This is a genomic window from Buchnera aphidicola (Greenidea ficicola), from assembly GCF_039386055.1.
Taxonomy (GTDB): Bacteria; Pseudomonadota; Gammaproteobacteria; order Enterobacterales; family Enterobacteriaceae; genus Buchnera_K; species Buchnera_K aphidicola_A.
This window is the reverse complement of record NZ_CP135012.1, coordinates 64027-85943: the sequence shown is the minus strand read 5'-3', so window position 1 is coordinate 85943 and position 21917 is coordinate 64027. Positions and strand designations below refer to the sequence as shown.

Genomic DNA, 21917 nt, shown 5'->3' with positions numbered 1-21917 from the left:
TCACCTTAAATTATTTAAAATAACTTAAAAAACGTAAATCATTTTCAAAAAAAATACGGATATCTGATATATTATATTTTAATGATATAATTCTTTCAATACCTATTCCAAAAGCACAACCTAAAAATAAATTATTATTTATATTCATATTATTTAATACTTTTGGATGAACCATTCCACAACCTAAAATTTCTAACCATTTTCCATTTTTTTTCATAATATCTACTTCAGCTGAAGGAACTGTAAAAGGAAAATATGATGATCTAAATCTTATATTAATATTTTTTTCAAAAAAAAAATATAAAAATTTTTTTAAAATCCATTTTAAATTAGAAAAATTAATATTTTTATCTATAATCAATCCTTCAATTTGATGAAACATAGGAGTATGAGTTGAATCATAATCATTTCTAAAAACTTTTCCAGGAAATAAAGCTTTAATAGGAGGATTAAATTTTTCCATAATTCTTACTTGCATACTAGAAGTTTGAGTACGTAATAATTTATTTTTATTTAACCAAAAAGTATCATGCATATCCATTGCTGGATGATTTTTATAAATATTTAAAGATTCAAAATTATAATAAACATTTTCAATCTCTGGACCATAAAAAAAATTAAAACCTAATTTTTTAAAAAAATTTTCTATTTTATTAATTGCTTTCGTAATAGGATGAAAAGATCCAGAAGAAATAAATCTTCCTGGTAATGTACAATCAATTTTTTCATTAATAATTTTTTTTTGAAATAAAAATTTATTTATAATTTTTTTTTTAAAAAAAATTTTATTTTCAATATTTAATTTACAAATTCTTAAAAAAAAACCATATTTTTTTTTAAAATAAATATTATTATATAAAATATTATTTATTTTTTTAGATAAAATACCATTTTTACTAATATATTTAATTCTAATTTTTTCTAAAGATTTTATATTAAAAGTATTATTTATACATACTTTTATAATATTAACTAATTTTAAAAAATTTAACATTATCATCTCTTTAAATTAATATAATTTAGGGGAGATTGGTTACTCCCACTATCAAAAATATTTTATAAAAAAGATTTTGATATATCAATTAATTTTAAAAAAGAAAATTTATCAAAAATAGCCATATCTGATAAAATTTTACGATCTATTTTAATTTTAGATTTTTTTAAACCATAAATAAATTTACTATAAGATAAACAATATTTTCTTACAGCTGCATTAATTCTAATTATCCATAATTGACGGAATTTTCTTTTTTTTTGACGCCTATCACGATACGAATACTGACCAGCTCTTATAACTGCTTGATAAGCTGATCTATAAACTCTAGATCTTGCTCCATAATATCCTTTAGCTTTTTTTAAAATCTTCTTATGCCTTGCATGCGCAACAACACCTCGTTTAACACGAGCCATTATATTCCCCTATTTTATTTTAGATAATATTTTATGAATACGGAATTAATAAAAGAACACTTTTTAAATTAGAATGAGAAATAATAACTTTTGAACGTATATTTCTTTTATAAGAAGTTTTTTTTTTAGTTAAAAGATGACGCAAATTAGATTTTTTTCTTTTAAAAGAACCAGAAGATATCCTTTTAAAACGTTTAGAAGCACTTTTAGAAGTTTTAATTTTATACATAATAAATTCCATAAAAAANTAAAAAATTATTTTTTTTTAGGTGATAAAATCATAATCATTTGACGACCTTCTATTCTATAAGGAAAAAATTCAACAAAAGAAATATTTTTCAAATCTTCTTTTAATTTTTTTAAAACCAAAAGACCAATTTCTTTATGAGACATTTCTCTTCCTCTAAATCGTAAAGTAATTTTAACTTTATTACCATCATTTAAAAACCTAATTAAATTTCTCAATTTTACTTGATAATCACCTTTATCTGTATTAGGTCTAAATTTTACTTCTTTAATTTGAATTATTTTTTGTTTTTTTTTTTGCTCTTTAAATAATTTACTTTTTTTATATAAAAATTTTCCATAATTCATAATTTGACAAACTGGAGGTTCAGCATTTGGACTTATTTCTACTAAATCCAAACCAAATTTTAAAGATTGAAATAATGCTTCTTTTAAACTAACTATTCCTATTTTTTCGCCTTTAATTCCTATTAAACGTACTTTTAAAGAACGGATTTCATCATTAATACGATTTTTCCTAATTATTTTATTTTTTTTTATACCTTTAATACTTTACTCCTCCAATAAATCAAAACTATAAATTTTAATTAAATTAATTAATCTAAAAATAAAATTATCAATATTTGATAATTTAAATTTTTTACCTAAACGATTTCTTACACTAATAGAATTATTTTTAATCTCCTCATCCCCACAAATAATAATATACGGAACTTTTTTTATTATATTTTCTCTTATTTTATAACTAATAGATTCATATTTTAAATTCATTTTTACCCGTATTCCTGCTAAATAAAATTTATTAAATATTTTTCTAACATAACTATTATGTTTATAATTAACACTTAAAATAACTACTTGTATAGGAGATAACCATGTTGGAAAATTACCTAGATATTCTTCAATTAATATCCCAATAAATCTTTCCATTGAACCTAATATAGCTCTATGTATTATAATAGGTGATTTTTTTTTATTATTTTTATTAAAATAAAATACATTTAAACGTTTTGATAAATAAAAATCTAACTGAATAGTTCCACATTGCCATTTTCTGCCTAAAGAATCTTTTAAAATAAATTCTATTTTAGGACCGTAAAAAGCACCTTCACCTTTTTTATAATTAAAATTTAAATTACTTTCTTTTAATACTTCCTCTAAAGATTTCTCAGCAACATCCCAAATATCATTATCACCAATACGTTTTTTAGGTCTAGTAGAAAAATTAATAATAATATTTAAAAAATTAAAAATTTTATAAACTTCAAAAATCATTTTTATACAAATATTAATTTCTTTTTTTATTTGATCTTTAGAACAAAAAATATGAGCATCATCTTGAGTAAAGCTACGAACTCTCATTAAACCATGTAATGAACCAGAAGATTCATTTCGATGACAATTTCCAAATTCAGCAATTCTCAATGGTAAATCCCGATAAGATTTTACACCTATCTTAAATAATTCAATATGACCAGGACAATTCATAGGTTTAATACAATAATCTTTATTATCAAAATTTATTAAAAATAAAGAATCTTTATAATTTTTCCAATGACCACTTTTTTTCCATAAATAACTATTCATAAGAGTAGGAGTTTTTACTTCTTCATATAAATATTCTTTTAATTTATTTCTAATAAAATTCTCTAATTCCCTAAAAATTATCCAACCTTCTGTATTCCAAAAAATCATACCTGGAGATTTTTCTTGAATATAAAATAAATTAAGTTTTTTACCTATTTTTCTATGATCTCTTTTTTTTAATTCATTAATATTATTTAAATATTTTTTTAAATCTTTTTTATAAATAAAACAAACTCCATAAATTCTTTGAAAAACTTTTTTAATATTATTTATTTTAGAATAAACCCCAGATATTTTTTGCAATTTATAATATTTACAAAAACTAATATTTGGAACTTGAGGAAAAATACTTATATCATAATGTTCTTCATGAAAATATAAAAAATATTTTTTAAAATTATAATAATTTTTTATAAAAAAAATTTTATAAATATCTTTTGAAAAAAATAAAATATATATAAAAATTAAAAAAGATATTTTTACTTGTAAAATATTATATTTTTTTTTAATAAGAAAATTAATATTTTTTTCTAATAATAAAATATCTTTATTTTTAAAAGAATGTTTTATATCAACATCATAATAAAAACCATCCTTTGTAAACCCACTATTAACTAATTTAGATTTTGGAAAACATTTTTTTATAGAATATCCTAAAACATGAATAAAAGAAGAACGAATAATATTAAAAGAATCAGGATGATTTTTATTAATAAAAGAAACAAAAGCATCATTTTTAATAATAGTATTTATATCTACAAGAATTCCATTTACATAACCAGCTATACAATCTTTTTTAAAATTATATTTAATATCTTTAGCTATATTTAATAAAGTAACTTTATTATAATATATTTTTTTAAAACCATTTATAAATGTTATAACAAACATTATATAATCCTTAAATCACAATTTTACTTTGTACTAAAAAAAATAAAAAAAAAAAAAAAAAAAAAATAAATGTCAGCCTAAAGACTGACATTCAAAAAAAAATAATAATAAAAAAAAATTAAAAACGTTTATTTACTGCTTTAAATAAATTTTTAATTATTTTAATACTATCATCCCAATTTAAACAAGGATCAGTTATAGATTTCCCATAAATTAAAGAATCTGTATTATTAATATCTTGCGATCCTTCTTCGATAAAACTTTCTATCATAACACCAAAAATTTCTTTTGAACCATCAAAAATTTGTTTAGAAACAGATTCAGCAACATGATGTTGATTTTTATGATTTTTTAAAGAATTTCCATGACTAAAATCAATCATTAAATATTCTGGTAAAAAAAATTTTTTTAAAATTTTAACTGCATTTTTTATATCTTTATAATGATAATTAGGTTTTTTTCCTCCACGCATAATAATATGACCAAAAGGATTTCCACTAGTATGATTAATAGTCATCTTTCCGTGCTTATCTGGCGCCAAAAATAAATGTCTTGCTCTTGTAGCTCTAATAGCATCAATAGCAATATTTATATTTCCATCTGTTCCATTTTTAAAACCAACTGGACAAGACAAAGCAGAAGCCATTTCTCTATGAATTTGACTTTCTGTAGTTCTTGCTCCAATAGCACCCCAACTAATTAAATCAGCAATAAATTGACCAATAACCATATCTAAAAATTCCGTTGCTGCTGGTAACCCTAACATATTTATATCTAATAATAACTTTCTTGCAACAGATAAACCATGATTAACTCTAAAACTACCATTTAAATCAGGATCAGAAATCAAACCTTTCCAACCTACTACAGTTCTAGGTTTTTCAAAATAAGTTCTCATAATAATTTCTAAACAAGATTTATATCTTTTTCTTAATTCTACTAAACGATTTGCATATTCTATAGCAGCAACAGGATCATGTACAGAACATGGACCAATAACAACTAATAACCTTTTATCTTTTCCTGTCATAATATTAGCAATATTTTTTCTAGTGCAAATTACATTATCCATAATTTTTGAAGTAATTTTATAACTTTTAGCTAAATTCGCAGGTGTAATCAATGGATCTATTCGTATAGTTCTTAATTCATCAGTTTTTTTCATTAAATTCTCAAAATAATTTTTAAAATTTTATTTAAAAAAATATTTTATTTAAAATTAAAAATTTTAAAAGTATAATATTATTTAATTCATAAAATAATAATATATATATTAAAATATTTATATAATAAATACAAAATAATTATAAAAGAATAATAAAAAAAAAATTATTTTAAATATATTTACATTCTTATTTTTTTAAAATATAATTTTAAATATTAAAAAATTAATAAAAAATATATATAAATATGAAAAAAAAAAAAAAAAATATATAAAATTAACAAAATCTTCAAGAAAAGAAATTTTAAAACTTATTAAAAAAAAAAATAAATATAAAGGAATTAGAATTAGAATTAAAAAAAATGGTTGTGCTGGATATAAATATTTTTTAAAATTTTCAAAAAATATTAAAAAAAAAGAAAAAATTTTCTTTTGTAATAAAAAAAAAATAAAATTTTTAATTAAAAAAAAACAACAACCATACATATTAGGAATAAAAATAGACTCTATTAAAAAAGGTTTAAATAAATATTTTATATTTAAACACAAAATACAAAAAAATTTTTGTGGTTGCAAAACAAGTTTTAGTATATAAAATTTAATTCATCCAAACTAATAAAAAATAATTTTTTTTCCCTTTTGATAATAATGTATATTTATTATATAATTTATCTTTTTTTTTAAAAACATAATAAATATTATTTATTTTTTTTTTATTAATACAAATAGAATTAGACAAAATCATATTACGAGCTTGATTTTTCGAAAAAGATAATTTAGATAACAATAAAACTTTTTGTAAATCTACAAAACCTTTTAAAAATAAATAAGATAAACCATCTTGCATCAATTTTTTAAAATCATTTTTTTTTAAATAATCAACATTTCCAAAAAATAAACTTTTTGTAATACGTTTTGCTGATAAAAAATTTTTTTTTCCATGAACTAATATAGTAATAAATTTAGCAATTTTATATTTAATATAATTTGGATTTATTTTTTTACAAAAATATTTTTCTTCTATATTAATTAATTGAAATAAAGGAAAAATAGTAAAATATTTTAAAAATTTCATAATATCTTTATCATTGATATTTATCCAAAACTGAAAAAATTTATAAGGACTAGTTTTTTTATTATCTAACCAAATAGTATTATTTTCTGTTTTTCCAAACTTTATACCATTAGATTGCATTAATAAAGGACAAGTTACACCAAATACTTTAGATTTATATAATTTTTTTGTTAAATGAATTCCAGAAATAATATTACCCCATTGATCCGAACCACCAATTTGTAAAATTACATTATATTTTTTATTTAAATAAGAAAAATCATAAGCTTGTAATAAATTATATGAAAATTCACTAAATAAAATTCCTTTTTTAGAAAATTTTAACCTATTTTTAATAAATTCTTTATTAATCATTGATTTTACTGAAAAATATTTTCCTATATTTTTTAAAAAAAAAATAACATTTATTTTCTTAAACCAATTATAATTATTTAAAAAAATACCTTTATTTTTTCCTTTATTAAAATTTATAAATAAAGAAATATTTTTATAAATATTTTTGATCCAAAAATTTATTATATTAAAATTAATTTCATTTCTTAATTTATTTTTAAAACTAGGATCTCCAATTATACTTGTAGCAGAACCTATAAGAATAATAGGTTTATGACCATAAATTTGAAATAAACGTAAACACAATAAAGGTAAAATATGACCAATATGTAAACTTTCAGCAGTAGGATCAAAACCACAATATAAAGAAATAATATCATTTTTTAATATTTTAATTATTCTTTTTTCATTTGTAATTTGAGATATTAAACCTCTTTGCTTTAATTCATTTAATAATTTACAAATATACATTTATTTTCCAAAAAAAATTAATTATATTAAAAAAAATTAAAATTAAATATTATTATATATATGATCTACAATAATTTTTTATAAAAAATCTATTTTAATATTTACCAAATCTACTTTTAAATAAAAAAATTGTTATTTTTAAAATCTTTAAAATTAAATTTACAGAAAATTTATTCTTATAATATTATAAAAATTAAACTTAAATCATTAATACAAATAAAACCTTTTAAAAAAAAAATATTTAATAAAATTAATATCTTTAATTTTAAACTATATAATTAAATTATTAAAATATTTTTCAAAATTATAAAAATTTCAATAATAAAAATATAACTAAATACTAAATATCCTAAAATTTAAATTCCTAATTTTAAAGATCTTGCAATATTAATAAAATAAAAAATTTTTAAAAAAAAATTTAAAATTAATACAATTTAAAGTTTTTTAAATAACATCAAAATAAAATAAAGTTTTATTAATATATTTTACTATTTTAAAAAATCATTATTTAATAAAAAAAAATACAATATTTAATTTATACAATAATCTTTCAGGAAATTCAACGATATCAATATTAAAATTAAAATTTTTTTAATATCAATTAATTTAAATATAACAATAATAATTCTAATAAACATATTATATTTCTAAAATTATTATAATAAATATAAAAATAATATTTAATTTTATATTTTAAAATATAATATAAATAAAAAAATGAAAAATATATTTAAAAATTATAAATATAAAAAAAATTTAATTGCATATAGCGGAGGATTAGATTCAACAATATTAATTTATTTATTTATTAAAAATAAAAAAAAAATTAGAGCAATTCACATTGATCATCATCAAAATGAAACATCTTACATATTTACACAACATTGCAAAAAAACATGCAAAAAAAAAAATATTAATTTAATTATTAAAAATATATATATAAAAAATATTCAAAAATATGGATTTGAATCAATCGCAAGAAAATTACGTTACAAAAAAATAATAAAATGCTTAAAGAAAAAAGAAATAATAATTACAGGACACCATGAAAATGATAATATAGAAACAATAATATTATCTATAAAAAGAGGTAGTGGTCCTTTAGGTTTATCTGGAATTAAAAAAATAAAAAAATTTAAAAAATCAAAAATATTTAGACCATTAATTAAAATAAAAAAAAAATATATATATAAATTAGCAAAAAAAAAAAATATAAATTATATAAATGATAAAAGTAATGAAAATATTAAATACGATAGAAATTTTATAAGAAAAAAAATATTACCTATAATTAAAAAAAGATGGCCATATTTTAAAAAAAATATTCTAAAAACATCTAAATTATGTAACGAACAAAATATTTTATTAAAATATTTTATTAAAAAAGAAATAAAAAATATAATTATTGATTATAATAAAATAAATATATTTAAAATAAAATATATGAATAAAATAATATTAAAAAACATATTAATATATTGGATAAAAAAAAATACTAAAATAATAATTTCAAAAAAAATTATTAAAAATATAAAAAAAAATATAATATTTAATAAAAAAAAAATATATAAAAAAATAAATATTAAAAATTTTGAAATTAGAAAACACAAAAAAATAATTTATATAACAAAAAAAAATAAAAATAAAATTAAAAAAATATATTGGAATAAAACAAAAATACCACTAATTTTACCATATAATTTAGGATTTTTAATATTAGATAAAAAAAAAAATAAAAAAAAAATTAAAAAAAAAAAAAAAAATAAAAAAATAAATATAAGATTTTATAAAAAAGGAAAATTTAATCAATATAATAGTAAAAAAAAAATAAATATAAAAAAAATATGGAAGAAATTTAACATACCAACATGGGAAAGAAAAAATATACCAATAATTTTTAACAAAAATAAATTTATAAAAATAATAAATAAATTTAATATAAATAAATTTAATATAAATAAAAAAATTTTTTATATATCATGGAAAAAATAATTTTATTTTATAATATTATTTTTATAAATACGATTATATAAATTTTTAAAAAAAGAAATTTTATGATTTAATAATGGTTTATCAATATTATAAAAAAATAATTTTTTATTTAAAAAAAATTCTGATTTTTTAACTAAAACAGGTGTAATAGGTTTTAAAAAAGTTATTAAAATTCTAAATAAATTAATACCCATAGAATAAATCATATGCAATTTACTATTAAAATAAAAATTATTAGAATATTTCCAAGGTTTTTCATCATTAATATATTTATTTGCTATATCAGATAAATGTATTATTTTTTTAATTATAATATTATAATTTCTATTTTCAAAATGAAAAATAATATTAAAAGATTTTTTAACAAAATAATTATATAAATCATAATTATAAATTACTTCAGATAAAGTATTATTAAATTTTTTATTAATAACCTTAGAACTTCTAGAAGCTAAATTAACAATTTTATTAACTATATTAGAATTAATTGTATTAACAAAATCTTCAATATTTATCTCTATATCTTCAATATTATTAGATAATTTAGAAGCATAATAATAACGTATACTATCAGAATCATAATATTTTAACCATTTTTTTGCAGTAATAATAATATTTCTAGATTTAGACATTTTAAAATTATTAAAAGTAACATAACCATGTACAAAAATTTTAGTAGGTTTTCTAAAAGAAACTCCTTCTAATATTGAAGGCCAAAATAAACTATGAAAATAAATAATATCTTTCCCAATAAAATGATATAATTCAGTTTTAGTATTTAATGTAAAATATTCATTAAAATTTATATTTTTTTTATTACAAAAATTATTAAAAGAACTAATATAACCTATAAGAGCATCAAACCAAACATAAAAAAATTTATTATATTTTGGGATCTTAAAACCAAAATATGGATTTTCTCTAGAAATATCCCATAATTTTAAACCATTTTTTAAAAATTCTTTAGTTTTATTTAAAACTGATTTTTGAAAAACTCCAGTTTTAATCCATTTTTTTAAAAAAAAATTAAAATAAGGTAAATTAAAAAATAAATGCGTAGAATATTTTAATACCGGTTTTTCATTAGAAAGAATAGATCTTGGTTTAATAAGATCTAATGAAGAATAAACAGAACTACAATTTTCACAAATATCACCATATTGATTTTTAAAAAAACAATAAGGACAAATTCCAATTAAAAACCTATCTGGTAAAAACATCTTATTATCAAGATCATAATATTGTAATATTTTTTTTTTTTTTATTAATTTTTTTTTTTTTAAAATATTAAAAAATCTTTTTAAAAAAAAAAAATGTTCATTTTTATGCGTAGAATAATAATTATCATGAATAATATTAAATTTATTAAAAATAAATTTATGTTCAGATATATTTTTTTTAACAAAATCTTCTGGTTTTAAATTTTCTTTTTTACATTTTAACATTATAGGAGTTCCATGAGCATCACCAGCGCATATAAAATATATTTCATTTTTTAACATACGATGATAACGAACCCATATATCCGCTTGAATATTTTCCAATAAATGACCCAAATGCAAAGAACCATTAGCATATGGTAACGCACAAGTTACTAAAATTTTTCTTTTATTTTTTTTCATTATAAATAACTATTTTAAATATTTATTAAAATAAGATAATATTATATTATTTTAATAAAATTAATTAAATTTATTAAATATTATTTAATATATCATTTTAAAATCATTTTTCTTCATAAATTTCTTCTTGTTTATAATATTTTTTTTTTTTTCTATAATTATAAGGAATACTTACTTTATTAGACAAAGTTTCAAAACTAATAGCAGCAATTAACATACCAGGTCTTAAACCTAAAGCAACTTTTCCTGCATTAAAAAACTCTAAAACAATTTTTCCTTTCCAACCAGGATCTATCCTATGAGAAGTTACATGTATCATTAAACCTAATCTTGCTAACGAAGATTTTCCATCAATCCAACCAACTAAAGTATCAGGAATTTTAACATTTTCTAAAGTAATCCCTAAAGCAAAAGAACCTGGTTGTAATAAAAATATATTTTTTTCTTTTATTAATATTTTTTTACTAATTAATTTTTTAAATTTTTTATTAATATTTTTTCTAGAATCCCCTAAATCAATAAAATTAACTTTATATTCATTTAATATTCTAAATTCATTTCCTAATTTTAAATCAACAGTAATGCCATGAATATTTTTTTTTTTAGGAAAAGGATAAATAATTATTTTATTTAATTTCATCCATAATTTAATATCCTTATCACATAGCCTCATTAAAATATAATCCTTAAATAAAAAATAAATTAATCCCAATTAGTATGAAATATACCCTTTTTATCAATACGTTTATAAGTATGCGCTCCAAAAAAATCACGTTGTGCTTGAATTAAATTAGAAGATAAAAATTTTGATCTATAAGAATCATAATAAGAAATTGCAGAAGATAAAACCGGAACAGAAATTCCATTTAAAACAGCAAAAGAAACTATTTCTCTTAAAGAATTTTGATAATTATTAGCTATCTTTTTAAAATATGGAGTTAATAATAAATTAACTACCTTGTTATTATCTTGATATACATCTTTTATCTTTTGTAAAAATTTTGCTTTAATAATACAACCTGATCTAAAAATTTTAGCAATATTAGAAAAATTTAAATTCCAACAATATTTTTTAGAAGCAATTTTTAATTGATAAAATCCTTGAGCATAAGCAATAATTTTACCTAAATATAAAGCTTTTCTCAAATTTTCTATAAAAATTTCTTTACCTTTTTTTATAATTTTTAAATTTTTAGGACCTTTTAATAAATCAGATGCTAATATTCTTTGTGTTTTTAAAGAAGAAATATAACGAGAAAAAACAGATTCTGTTATTAAAGATAAAGGAACACCTAAATTTAAAGCGCTATTACTTACCCATTTTCCAGTTCCTTTATTTTCAGCACAATCTAAAATCAAATCTATTAAATATTCACCTTTATTATTTTTTTTTAAAAATATTTTAGAAGTAATTTTTATTAAATAACTTTTTAATTCTCCTTGATTCCAAGAATTAAAAATTTCTGACAATTCTTTATTACTCATTCCTAAAAAATTTTTTAATAAAAAATAAACTTCTGATATTAATTGCATATCAGCATATTCAATACCATTATGAACCATTTTTACATAATGACCCGAACCATCATTTCCAATATAACTAACACAAGGAATATTATTATATTTTGCAGAAATTTTTTTTAATATAGGTTCAACAAACTTATAAGATGAATAATCACCACCTGGCATAATAGAAGGTCCATATAAAGCTCCTTTTTCTCCCCCAGAAATTCCCGCTCCAATAAAACGGAAACCCATTTTAGATAATTTTTTACTTCTTTTAATAGTATCTTTGTAAAAAGAATTACCACCATCAATTAAAATATCATTTTTTTTTAAATAAGGAATAATTAAATTTATTATATCATCAGTAGCTTTTCCTGATTTTACCATTAATAAAACTAATCTAGGAGTTTTTAAAGATTGTAAAAAATCTTTAATAGAATAATAAGGAAAAATTTTTTTTTTATTTTTATTACCAATAAATTCTTTTGTTTTTTGCGAAGATCTATTAAAAACAGAGACACTATAACCACAATTTTCAATATTTAATGCTAAATTTTGACCCATCACAGCCATTCCAACAACACCAATTTGTTTTTTTGAAAACATTCATTTCTCCAATTTTAATTTTAATATTTATTATATTAAAAAATACTTCTTTTATAAAGATTATTAATAATTTTATGTAATTTAATATTTTTTTTAGATAATAAAACTAAAAAATGATAAATTAAATCAGAAGCTTCATCAATTAAATTTTTTTTATTATTTTTTAAAGAAGATATCACAACTTCAATAGATTCTTCTCCAAATTTTTGAACAATTCTATTAATTCCTCTATTATATAAATATTTTGTATAAGAATTATTATTATTATTATATTTTTTTTCTTTTATATTACTTTCTAATTTATACAAAAATAAAAAATTAGAATAAGGATATGAAAAACAACTAGATTTTTTTAAATGACAAGTAAAACCAATAGAATTTACTAAAACTAATAAAGTATCATTATCACAATCATGCAATATATTAATTAAATTTAAAAAATTACCAGAAGTTTCTCCTTTCATCCATAACCTTTTTTTAGTTCTAGAATAAAAAATTAAAAAACCAGTTTCTTTAGTTTTATTAAATGCTTTACGATTCATATACGCTAACATTAAAACTTTTCCATTAAAAATATTTTGAACAATAACAGGAATCATTCCATTAACTTTTTTCCAATCAATTTTTATATTTTTAAAAATACTTAACACTCTCTTATTTCCACTCCTTTTTTAAATAAATAATATTTTAATTTTTTAATATTAATTTTTTTTTTATGAAAAACAGAAGCCGCTAATGCTCCATCAACATTAACTAATTTAAATACATCATAAAAATGTTTCATTTTTCCAGCTCCACCAGATGCTATTAACGGAACTTTACAAATTTCACGAACCATTTGCAATTGTTCTAAATCATAACCTAAACAAACCCCATCTTGATTCATAACATTTAAAACAATTTCTCCAGCTCCAAAATCCTGAACTTTTTCAACCCATTCTAAAGTATTCCATATAGTTTTTTTTTTTTTATTTAAATCTCCAGTATATTGATAAACTTCATAATTTTTAGTATATTTATTAAACCAAGAATCAATACCAATAACAACACATTGAGAACCAAAATATTTAGCTATTTGATAAATTAAATTAGGATTTTCAATAGCTGGAGAATTAATAGAAATTTTATCAGCTCCCAAAGACAAAATATTTTCTACATCTTGAATAGATTTAATACCTCCAGCAACACAAAAAGGTATATTAATAATTTTTGCAATAGAATAAATCCATTTTCTATCTACCAATAAAGATTTTGAAGAAGCTTGAATATCATAAAAAACTATTTCATCTGCTCCTTCATAAATATAACGTTTTACTAAAGATAAAATATCTCCAACAATTTTATGATTTTTAAATCTAACTCCTTTTACAACAATTCCATTTTTTACATCTAAACAAGGAATAATTCTTTTCGCTAACATAAATTAGCCTCTATAAAAGAAAATTTCTCTTCTAATAAAGCTTTTCCTATAATAATATCATTTACACCTATTTTTTTTAATAAAATTATATCATTAATATTAGAAACTCCGCCTGAAGATTGAAGATGAATCTTAGGATATTTTTTTAATATTTCCTTATATAAATTAATATTAGGACCTAATAAAGTTCCATCTTTAGATATATCTGTACATAATAAATATCGAAGACCAAAAGATAAATAATATTCAATAATATCTTCTAATAAAATTTTTGTATTAATTTTCCAACCATTAATATATATTTCTTTTTTTTTTTTTTTATTAATCTTTACATCTAAAGCTAAAACTATACATTCTGAACCATATATTGTAAAAATTTTTTTAACAAAATTTTTATTATTAATTGCTAATGAACTTAAAACAATACGCTTTGCTCCTGATTCTAATAAAAAATCTATATCAAATTGTGTTCTTATACCACCTCCTATTTGAATATTTATTTTTTTTACAGAAGATAAAATTTCTTTTAAAAAAAAATTTTGTTTATTTTTAACATTATCAGCACCATTCAAATCTACTAAATGAACAAAATTAGCTCCTTGAGATTGATATTTTGATAAAGTTTCAAAAACATTATTATAATAATACTTTTTTTTATTATAATTTCCTTTATATAAACGAACTATTTTACCATTAATAAAATCTAAAGATGGTATAATCATAATTATATCTCTAAAAAATTTTTTAATAAATGCAATCCAACTGTTCCAGATTTTTCAGGGTGAAATTGCACACCAAAAAAATTATTTTTTTGTAATGCAGCAGTAAATTTACATCCATATTTAGTTTTTAAAATAGAATATTTATTTAAAAATAGTATATATTTATGTAAAAAATAAAATCTAGAACCTTCCAAAATATTCTTAAATAAAACATTTTTTTTACAAGAAAAAACTTTATTCCATCCTATATGAGGTAAAGGTAAATTATTATTTAAACAAGTTATTGAATATTTAATAATATTTAAATTTTTAACACTTTTAGATTCTTCACTATACTTACAAAATAATTGCATTCCCAAACAAATTCCTAATATAGGATTAGAATAATTTTTAATTAAATCTACTATTTTTTTTTTTTTTAAAACATCCATTGCAGAAAAAGGAGTTCCAACTCCTGGAAAAATAATTCTTTTAGAAGAAACAATATCAGAATATTCATTACTTATAATAGGAGTATAACCTAACCTACGAATTGCAAATTTTACAGAAGAAAAATTAGCACAACCAGTATCTAATATTAAAACCTTCATTATAAAACACCTTTTGAAGTAGGCAAATACAAACCTTTAATCTTCATAGCTTTTCCTAAAGCTTTTCCAAAAACTTTAAATAAAGATTCAAAAATATGATGATCATTTTTACCTTTTGCGCTTAAATGTATATTTATTTTCATTGAATTTGAAAGAGAAATAAAAAAATGCTTAATCATTTCCGAACTTAAATCTCCAATATATTGAAATTTAAAATCAACTTTAAAAATTAAATACGATCTTCCTGAAATATCTATAATACATTTTGAAAAACTTTCATCCATAGAAACTACAAAACTAAATCTTTTTATTCCTATTTTATTCCCTAAAGTTTTTAATAATGCTTTTCCTAATAAAATAGCAACATCTTCTATAATATGATGATCATCAATTTTTAAATTTCCTATTACAATAACATTCATAAAAAATCCAGCATGTATTGCAATTTGTTCTAACATATGATCAAAAAAATTTATCCCTGTATTAATATTATTTTTTAATTTTTTATCTAAAAAAATTTCTATAAAAATATTTGTTTCTAAAGTATTACGAACTACTTTAATACAACGATTAATTTTAGTTAATTTAAAAGTAATTTTAGACCAATTATAATTATTTTTATTATATAAAATTCCTTTAACTCCTGCGTTTTTAGCTAACTCCATATCTGTTTCACGATCACCAATAACATAACTATTTTCCAAATCTATTAAATTACTTGATAAAATAGATTTTAATAAAAATATTTTAGGTTTTCTACAAACACAATTTTCATAAGAATAATGAGGACAAATTAAAACTTTTTCAAAAAAAACACCTTGAGAAGAAAAAACTTTTAACATAAAATTATTAGGAATATTAAAATTATTTTTTGAAAAATTTTTAGTTCCTAATCCATCTTGATTAGTTATAATAACCAACTTATATCCATAATTAATTAAATTAAATAAAGACCTTATAACATCAAATTCAAAATATAATTTATCTATTGAATCAACCTGAAAATTATTTAAAGGTTCATTAATTAATGTACCATCTCTATCAATAAATAAATATTTATTTAACACAACAATACCTTATTTTTAAATTATAAGATAAATTTTTTAACTTCATAATTAATTTTAAACACTCTAATTTCGTACCAATAGAAATTCTAATACAATTTTTTAAAAAATAATTTTTATTTTGATTTCTTAATATAATTCCATTATCCCATAAATATTTAAAAATAAAATTAGAATAATAAAAACAAACTAATAAATAATTTGCTGAACTATTAAAAATTTTTTTAACAAAAAAAAATTTTTTTAAAAAATTTATTAACCAAATTCTATTTGAATTAATAATTAAAACTTTATTTCTCATAAAAACTATATTTTTTTTTAATAAAGCTTGAGAAACAATATCTATAACTGGAGAAGATAAAGGATAAGGAGCAATAATTTTTAATAATATTTTAATTATAAAAGAATTCGCTATAATAAAACCACATCTTAAACCAGCTAAAGAAAAAGCTTTAGACATAGTTCTTAATATAATTAAATTAGGATATAAATATAAATATTTTAATAAATTTTTATCAAAAATAAATTCAATATAAGCTTCATCAACTATTAATAAAGATCTTTTATTAATACATTTTAAAAGATGCAAAACATTTTTTTTAGATAAAATTTTACCAGTAGGATTATTAGGTCTACACAAAAATATTAATTTAACATAATCAATATTTTTTTTTATTTCTTTAAAATTTAAATTTCCATTTTTAAATGTAGTAATAATTATACTTTTAATACCAATAATTTTAGAACTTATATGATACATACCATATGTAGGAGGAAAAAACATAATTTTATCTTTATTAGGATCACAAAAAGCTCTAATTAATAAATCTATTGCTTCATCAGAACCCCTACTAATTAATAAATTTTTAGAAGAAATTTTAGAATTATTTAAATAATTAACATATCTTTTTAAAATTAAATAAGATTGAGGCTCAGGATATCTATTAAAATAATTATTTTTTAAAAAAAAAAAATTATTATAAGGAGATTCATTAGCATTTAACCAAACATCTCCTGTACCACCAATTTTTCGTGCAGATTTATAAGGTATTAATTTTAATATCTTATTACGTACTAATTTTTTTATATCCATAAAATTTATATTATTATTCTCTAAATAGAATTTAATCTTATTGAAACAGCTTTATAATGAGCGTCCAATTTTTCAAAAGTAGATAATATTTTTATAGTAGAAGAAATTTTTTTTAATCCATTTTTAGTTAATTCCTGTACCATAATTCTTTTTTGAAAATCTACTAAACTTAAACCAGAAAAAGTTTTTACATTTCCATAAGTTGGTAAAACATGATTAATCCCAGAAGCATAATCACCAACAGATTCTGGAGACCAAGGTCCTAAAAAAACAGATCCAGCATTAACTATTTTAGATAATAAAGATCTAGCTTTTTTACATTGTATTATTAAATGCTCTGGAGCATAAATATTTGATATCTTTAAACAATCTTCAATATTTTTAGTAATAATAAAATAACTATTTTTTAAAGATTTTTTTATAATTTCTTTTCTTGATAATTTATTTAATTGTTTTTTTATTGATAACAAAACTAAATCAACTAAAATTTTACTATTAGTTAATAATAATACTTGCGAATCCTTACCATGTTCTGCTTGAGATAATAAATCAGAAGCAACAAAATCAGGATTAGATTGCTTATCTGCAATAACAACTACTTCAGAAGGTCCTGCTAACATATCTATATCAGTAAAATTAAAAGATTTATTAACTTGCTTTTTAGCTTCAGTTACATATAAATTTCCAGGTCCAAAAATTTTATCAACTTTTGGAATACTTTCTGTTCCAAAAGCCATAGCAGCAATTGCTTGAGAACCTCCAATTTGAAAAATATTATCTACTCCGCAAATATAAGAAGCAACATATAATAATTCATTAGAAATTGGAGGAGGAGAACAAAGAACTATTTCTTTACATTTTGCAAGATAAGCTGGAATAGACAACATTAAAACTGTAGATAATAAAGGAGAAGACCCTCCTGGAATATATAATCCAACTTTATTAATAGGTTTAATTAATTGTTGACATCTTATTCCTATATCAGTAATAACATCTATTGAATTCATACTTTGTGATAAATGAAAATATTCAATATTTTTAGAAGCAATTAAAACAGATTTTTTAATATCTTTATGAACTTGTAAAAAACTATTTTTAATAATTTTTTTAGAAACAAAAAAACTTTTTATTTTTTTTTTATCAAATTTTTTCGTATAAAAATATAACGCCTTATCTCCCTTATTTTTTACATCATAAATTACTTTTTTAATATTTTCTTTTAAAATATTTTTTTTAAAAAATTCTGGCCTTAATAATATTTCTTTTTTTTTTAAAACATTTAATTTATCCCAAAAAAAAATATTTTCTTTAAGAAAATTCATATAAAATTACTCCATCATTTTTTCAATAGGAAGAACTAAAATAGAACTAGCTCCTAATAATTTTAATTCTTCCATAGTTTCCCAAAATAATGTCTCACTACTCACCATATGAACTGCTACTCTACTATTATCTCCTGCTAATTGTAAAACTGTTGGTTTTTCAGCTCCTCGTAACAATCTAACAACATCTTTTAATTTATCAATAGATATATGCAACATTATATATTTAGATTCTCTAGCTTTAATAACACCTTGTATACGAATAAGTAATTTATTAATTAATAATCTTTTAATATTTGATATATAACCAACTCTAGAAATTAAACAAGCATTAGAAAAATATATTGTTTCAACTTCATATAAACCATTAGATTCTAAAGTAGAACCTGTAGAAACTAAATCACAAATAGAATCTGATAAACCTGTACAAGGGGCTAATTCAACAGATCCATTTAATATACATAATTTAAAACGTATATTATTTTTATATAAATATTTCTTTAAAATATTAGGATAAGAAGTAGCTATTCTAGCATTTTCTAAACACTTCAAACCATAATATTTAAAATTTAAAGGCATTGCTAAAGATAAACGACAAAAACCAAAATCTAAACTTCTTAATATTTTATAAAAAGTAAATTTTTTATATTTTTCACATTGTAAAATTTTTTCTTCTAAAACATTTTTACCAACAATTCCTAAATCAACAACTTGATCAATAATTAATCCTGGAATATCATCATCTCTTACACGCATAATGTCAATTGGCATATTTTCTGAAAAAGAAACTAAACGATCTTCTTCAAAATTAATCTTTATTCCACACTTTTTTAAAAGATCTTGAGAATCTTTACTTAAACGACCAGATTTTTGCATAGCTATTCGTAAACGATTATTACTATAAAACATATGCTTTAAACCTTTTATTTTTAAATATATTAAAATATTCATAAAAAATTATATTTAAATTAATTTAAAAATATCAATAATTAAAATTTATTATTCATTAATAAAATAATTACAGCATTATTACCAAACATTTTTTTAGCAGTGAAAAAAGAGATAATACTAGGATGTTTTAATAACCAATAAGGTATATTATTTTTTAAAATATTTTTACCATGACCATGTAATAAACCAGCACAAAAAATCTTTTCTTTATAACATAAATTCATTAAAATTCCAATTTCTCTTTTCGCTCTATATTGATTTACACCATGCAAATCAACTAATATTTCTGGCATATATTTCTTTTTACAAAAATTATTTACATTAATAATATTTTTATTTAAATAAAAACATTTAGAAAATTTATTAAAATAATATAAATAATTATCATTTATATTATAATTTCGATTAATAAAAAAATAACTAATATGCATATTTTGATCAATCATATTTCTTTTCAATTTCATTTCTATCTGATTAATATACAATCTTCTATTATGAAAAATAGTATCTTGTTTAATTTTTGAAATTCCTTTCATATATAAACGAAATAAATCATTTTTTTTAAAAATAGACATAATTCATACTTATTATATTTTATAAAAAAAAATTTAATAATTAATAATATATTATATTAATATATTCTTAAAAAGTAAATAATAAAAAAAATAATAAAATATCAAATTTTATTTTATTAAAATATTTAATACAATAATATATTATTATATTAAATAAAATAAACAAGGAAAAAAAATGCCAGGAAATAGTATAGGAAAAATGTTCCGTGTTACTACTTTTGGAGAATCACATGGAATAGCATTAGGTTGTATTATAGATGGAATGCCTCCAGGAATAAAAATTTCTGTAAAAGATATACAAAAAGAACTAAACAAAAGAAAACCAGGAACTTCAAAATATACCACACAAAGAAAAGAAATGGATACAATAGAAATATTATCAGGAATTTTTAAAGGAAAAACAACAGGAACAAGTATAGGAATGACAATATATAATACCGATCAACGATCACAAGATTATAAAAACATTAAAAATATTTTTCGTCCAGGACATGCAGATTATACATACCAAAAAAAATATGGTTTAAGAGATTATAGAGGGGGAGGTAGATCATCAGCAAGAGAAACAACCATGAGAGTAGCAGCAGGAGCTTTCGCAAAAAAATTTTTAAAAAAAAAATATAATACTAAAATTATAGGATATGTATCACAAATAGGAAAAATAAAATGTAATTTAATTAACGAAAAAGAAATTAATAAAAATCCATTTTTTTGTGCTGATATAAAAAAAATACCTATAATAAAAAAAAAAATAAACAAATTAATAAAACAAGGAAATTCTATAGGAGCAAAAATAACCGCTATTGCAAAAAACATACCACAAGGTTTAGGAGAACCAGTATTTGATAAATTAGATGCTGAAATAGCACATGCAATTATGGGAATTAATGCAGTAAAAGGAATAGAAATAGGAGATGGTTTTTCAGTAATTAAAAAAAAAGGAAATGAACATAGAGACGAAATGAATAAAAAAGGATTTATTAGTAATAATGCAGGAGGTATATTAGGAGGTATAAGCACTGGAGAAAATATTATAATAAACGCTGCATTTAAACCAACATCAAGTATTTCTATTCCTGGAAAAACAATTAATAAAAAAAATCAAGAAAAAAAAATAATAACAAAAGGAAGACATGACCCTTGTGTTGGAATAAGAGCTGTTCCAATAGTAAAAGCAATGATATATATAATAATAATGGATCATGTATTAAGAAACAAAGCACAATGTGAAAAACTAAATCATAAAAAACAAAAATAATTACTATATAAAGGAAATATA

General features: G+C 19.1%; 22 protein-coding genes. 3 read left to right on the top strand and 19 right to left on the bottom strand.

Annotated features, from left to right (window positions below; genetic code table 11):
* Positions 1-10: 10 nt before the first annotated feature.
* The 6 genes from pheS to RJT27_RS00410 all read right to left on the bottom strand — a co-directional run bounded on the left by pheS (position 11) and on the right by RJT27_RS00410 (position 5299).
* Positions 11-994 (bottom strand): phenylalanine--tRNA ligase subunit alpha, encoded by a 984-nt coding sequence (pheS, locus tag RJT27_RS00435; protein ID WP_343189532.1) that lies wholly within the window; start codon positions 992-994, stop codon positions 11-13.
* 62 nt (positions 995-1056) lie between these two features.
* Positions 1057-1410 carry a 50S ribosomal protein L20 gene (gene rplT, locus RJT27_RS00430; RefSeq protein ID WP_343189531.1) on the bottom strand — a complete coding sequence of 118 codons (354 nt, stop codon included), beginning with the start codon at positions 1408-1410 and terminating at the stop codon, positions 1057-1059.
* A 31-nt stretch (positions 1411-1441) separates the two neighbouring features.
* Complete coding sequence (gene rpmI / locus RJT27_RS00425; RefSeq protein ID WP_343189530.1) at positions 1442-1639, bottom strand: 50S ribosomal protein L35; 198 nt, start codon at positions 1637-1639, stop codon at positions 1442-1444.
* Positions 1640-1665: 26 nt separating this feature from the next.
* Complete coding sequence (gene infC, locus RJT27_RS00420) at positions 1666-2205, bottom strand: translation initiation factor IF-3 (RefSeq protein WP_343189627.1); 540 nt, start codon at positions 2203-2205, stop codon at positions 1666-1668.
* A 3-nt stretch (positions 2206-2208) separates the two neighbouring features.
* Positions 2209-4134, bottom strand: a complete 1926-nt coding sequence (thrS, locus tag RJT27_RS00415; protein ID WP_343189529.1) for a threonine--tRNA ligase — start codon at positions 4132-4134, stop codon at positions 2209-2211.
* Positions 4135-4252: 118 nt separating this feature from the next.
* A complete protein-coding gene (locus RJT27_RS00410) occupies positions 4253-5299 on the bottom strand; it encodes a 3-deoxy-7-phosphoheptulonate synthase (protein ID WP_343189528.1) in 1047 nt (348 codons plus the stop codon).
* Between the two features lie 202 nt (positions 5300-5501).
* Here RJT27_RS00410 and RJT27_RS02080 point away from each other — a divergent pair, with 202 nt between their 5' ends.
* Positions 5502-5891: an iron-sulfur cluster assembly accessory protein gene (locus tag RJT27_RS02080; protein ID WP_428994232.1), complete on the top strand. Its 390-nt coding sequence runs from the start codon at positions 5502-5504 to the stop codon at positions 5889-5891.
* 3 nt (positions 5892-5894) lie between these two features.
* Here the strand turns inward: RJT27_RS02080 and tyrS are convergent, their stop codons facing one another.
* On the bottom strand, positions 5895-7175 hold the full coding sequence (gene tyrS / locus RJT27_RS00405; RefSeq protein WP_343189527.1) for a tyrosine--tRNA ligase: 1281 nt from the start codon (positions 7173-7175) through the stop codon (positions 5895-5897).
* A gap of 717 nt (positions 7176-7892) precedes the next feature.
* Here tyrS and tilS point away from each other — a divergent pair.
* Positions 7893-9167 carry a tRNA lysidine(34) synthetase TilS gene (gene tilS, locus RJT27_RS00400; RefSeq protein WP_343189526.1) on the top strand — a complete coding sequence of 425 codons (1275 nt, stop codon included), beginning with the start codon at positions 7893-7895 and terminating at the stop codon, positions 9165-9167.
* 2 nt (positions 9168-9169) lie between these two features.
* On the opposite strand, the gene metG is transcribed toward tilS, so the two are convergent.
* The 12 genes from metG to smrB all read right to left on the bottom strand — a co-directional run bounded on the left by metG (position 9170) and on the right by smrB (position 20638).
* A complete protein-coding gene (metG, locus tag RJT27_RS00395; RefSeq protein WP_343189525.1) occupies positions 9170-10789 on the bottom strand; it encodes a methionine--tRNA ligase in 1620 nt (539 codons plus the stop codon).
* 103 nt (positions 10790-10892) lie between these two features.
* On the bottom strand, positions 10893-11462 hold the full coding sequence (dcd, locus tag RJT27_RS00390; RefSeq protein ID WP_343189524.1) for a dCTP deaminase: 570 nt from the start codon (positions 11460-11462) through the stop codon (positions 10893-10895).
* A 29-nt stretch (positions 11463-11491) separates the two neighbouring features.
* Positions 11492-12901, bottom strand: a complete 1410-nt coding sequence (gene gndA / locus RJT27_RS00385) for an NADP-dependent phosphogluconate dehydrogenase (protein ID WP_343189523.1) — start codon at positions 12899-12901, stop codon at positions 11492-11494.
* Between the two features lie 35 nt (positions 12902-12936).
* Positions 12937-13551 carry a bifunctional phosphoribosyl-AMP cyclohydrolase/phosphoribosyl-ATP diphosphatase HisIE gene (gene hisIE / locus RJT27_RS00380; RefSeq protein ID WP_343189522.1) on the bottom strand — a complete coding sequence of 205 codons (615 nt, stop codon included), beginning with the start codon at positions 13549-13551 and terminating at the stop codon, positions 12937-12939.
* Positions 13545-14321, bottom strand: a complete 777-nt coding sequence (hisF, locus tag RJT27_RS00375) for an imidazole glycerol phosphate synthase subunit HisF (RefSeq protein WP_343189521.1) — start codon at positions 14319-14321, stop codon at positions 13545-13547. The genes hisIE and hisF overlap by 7 nt, the downstream gene beginning before the upstream one ends.
* Positions 14315-15043: a 1-(5-phosphoribosyl)-5-[(5-phosphoribosylamino)methylideneamino]imidazole-4-carboxamide isomerase gene (gene hisA, locus RJT27_RS00370; protein ID WP_343189520.1), complete on the bottom strand. Its 729-nt coding sequence runs from the start codon at positions 15041-15043 to the stop codon at positions 14315-14317. Before hisA ends, hisF begins: the two co-directional genes overlap by 7 nt.
* Positions 15044-15045: 2 nt before the next feature.
* Positions 15046-15633 carry an imidazole glycerol phosphate synthase subunit HisH gene (gene hisH, locus RJT27_RS00365; protein WP_343189519.1) on the bottom strand — a complete coding sequence of 196 codons (588 nt, stop codon included), beginning with the start codon at positions 15631-15633 and terminating at the stop codon, positions 15046-15048.
* Positions 15633-16700, bottom strand: coding sequence for a bifunctional histidinol-phosphatase/imidazoleglycerol-phosphate dehydratase HisB (hisB, locus tag RJT27_RS00360; RefSeq protein WP_343189518.1), 1068 nt, complete (start codon positions 16698-16700; stop codon positions 15633-15635). The genes hisH and hisB overlap by 1 nt, the downstream gene beginning before the upstream one ends.
* A complete protein-coding gene (hisC, locus tag RJT27_RS00355; RefSeq protein WP_343189517.1) occupies positions 16690-17790 on the bottom strand; it encodes a histidinol-phosphate transaminase in 1101 nt (366 codons plus the stop codon). The genes hisB and hisC overlap by 11 nt, the downstream gene beginning before the upstream one ends.
* 20 nt (positions 17791-17810) lie before the next feature.
* Positions 17811-19112 (bottom strand): histidinol dehydrogenase, encoded by a 1302-nt coding sequence (gene hisD / locus RJT27_RS00350; RefSeq protein ID WP_343189516.1) that lies wholly within the window; start codon positions 19110-19112, stop codon positions 17811-17813.
* A gap of 6 nt (positions 19113-19118) precedes the next feature.
* Positions 19119-20021 (bottom strand): ATP phosphoribosyltransferase, encoded by a 903-nt coding sequence (gene hisG, locus RJT27_RS00345; protein WP_343189515.1) that lies wholly within the window; start codon positions 20019-20021, stop codon positions 19119-19121.
* A gap of 80 nt (positions 20022-20101) precedes the next feature.
* On the bottom strand, positions 20102-20638 hold the full coding sequence (smrB, locus tag RJT27_RS00340) for an endonuclease SmrB (protein WP_343189514.1): 537 nt from the start codon (positions 20636-20638) through the stop codon (positions 20102-20104).
* A 175-nt stretch (positions 20639-20813) separates the two neighbouring features.
* On the opposite strand from smrB, the gene aroC reads away from it, so the two are divergent.
* Positions 20814-21896, top strand: a complete 1083-nt coding sequence (aroC, locus tag RJT27_RS00335) for a chorismate synthase (RefSeq protein WP_343189513.1) — start codon at positions 20814-20816, stop codon at positions 21894-21896.
* Positions 21897-21917 lie beyond the last annotated feature (21 nt).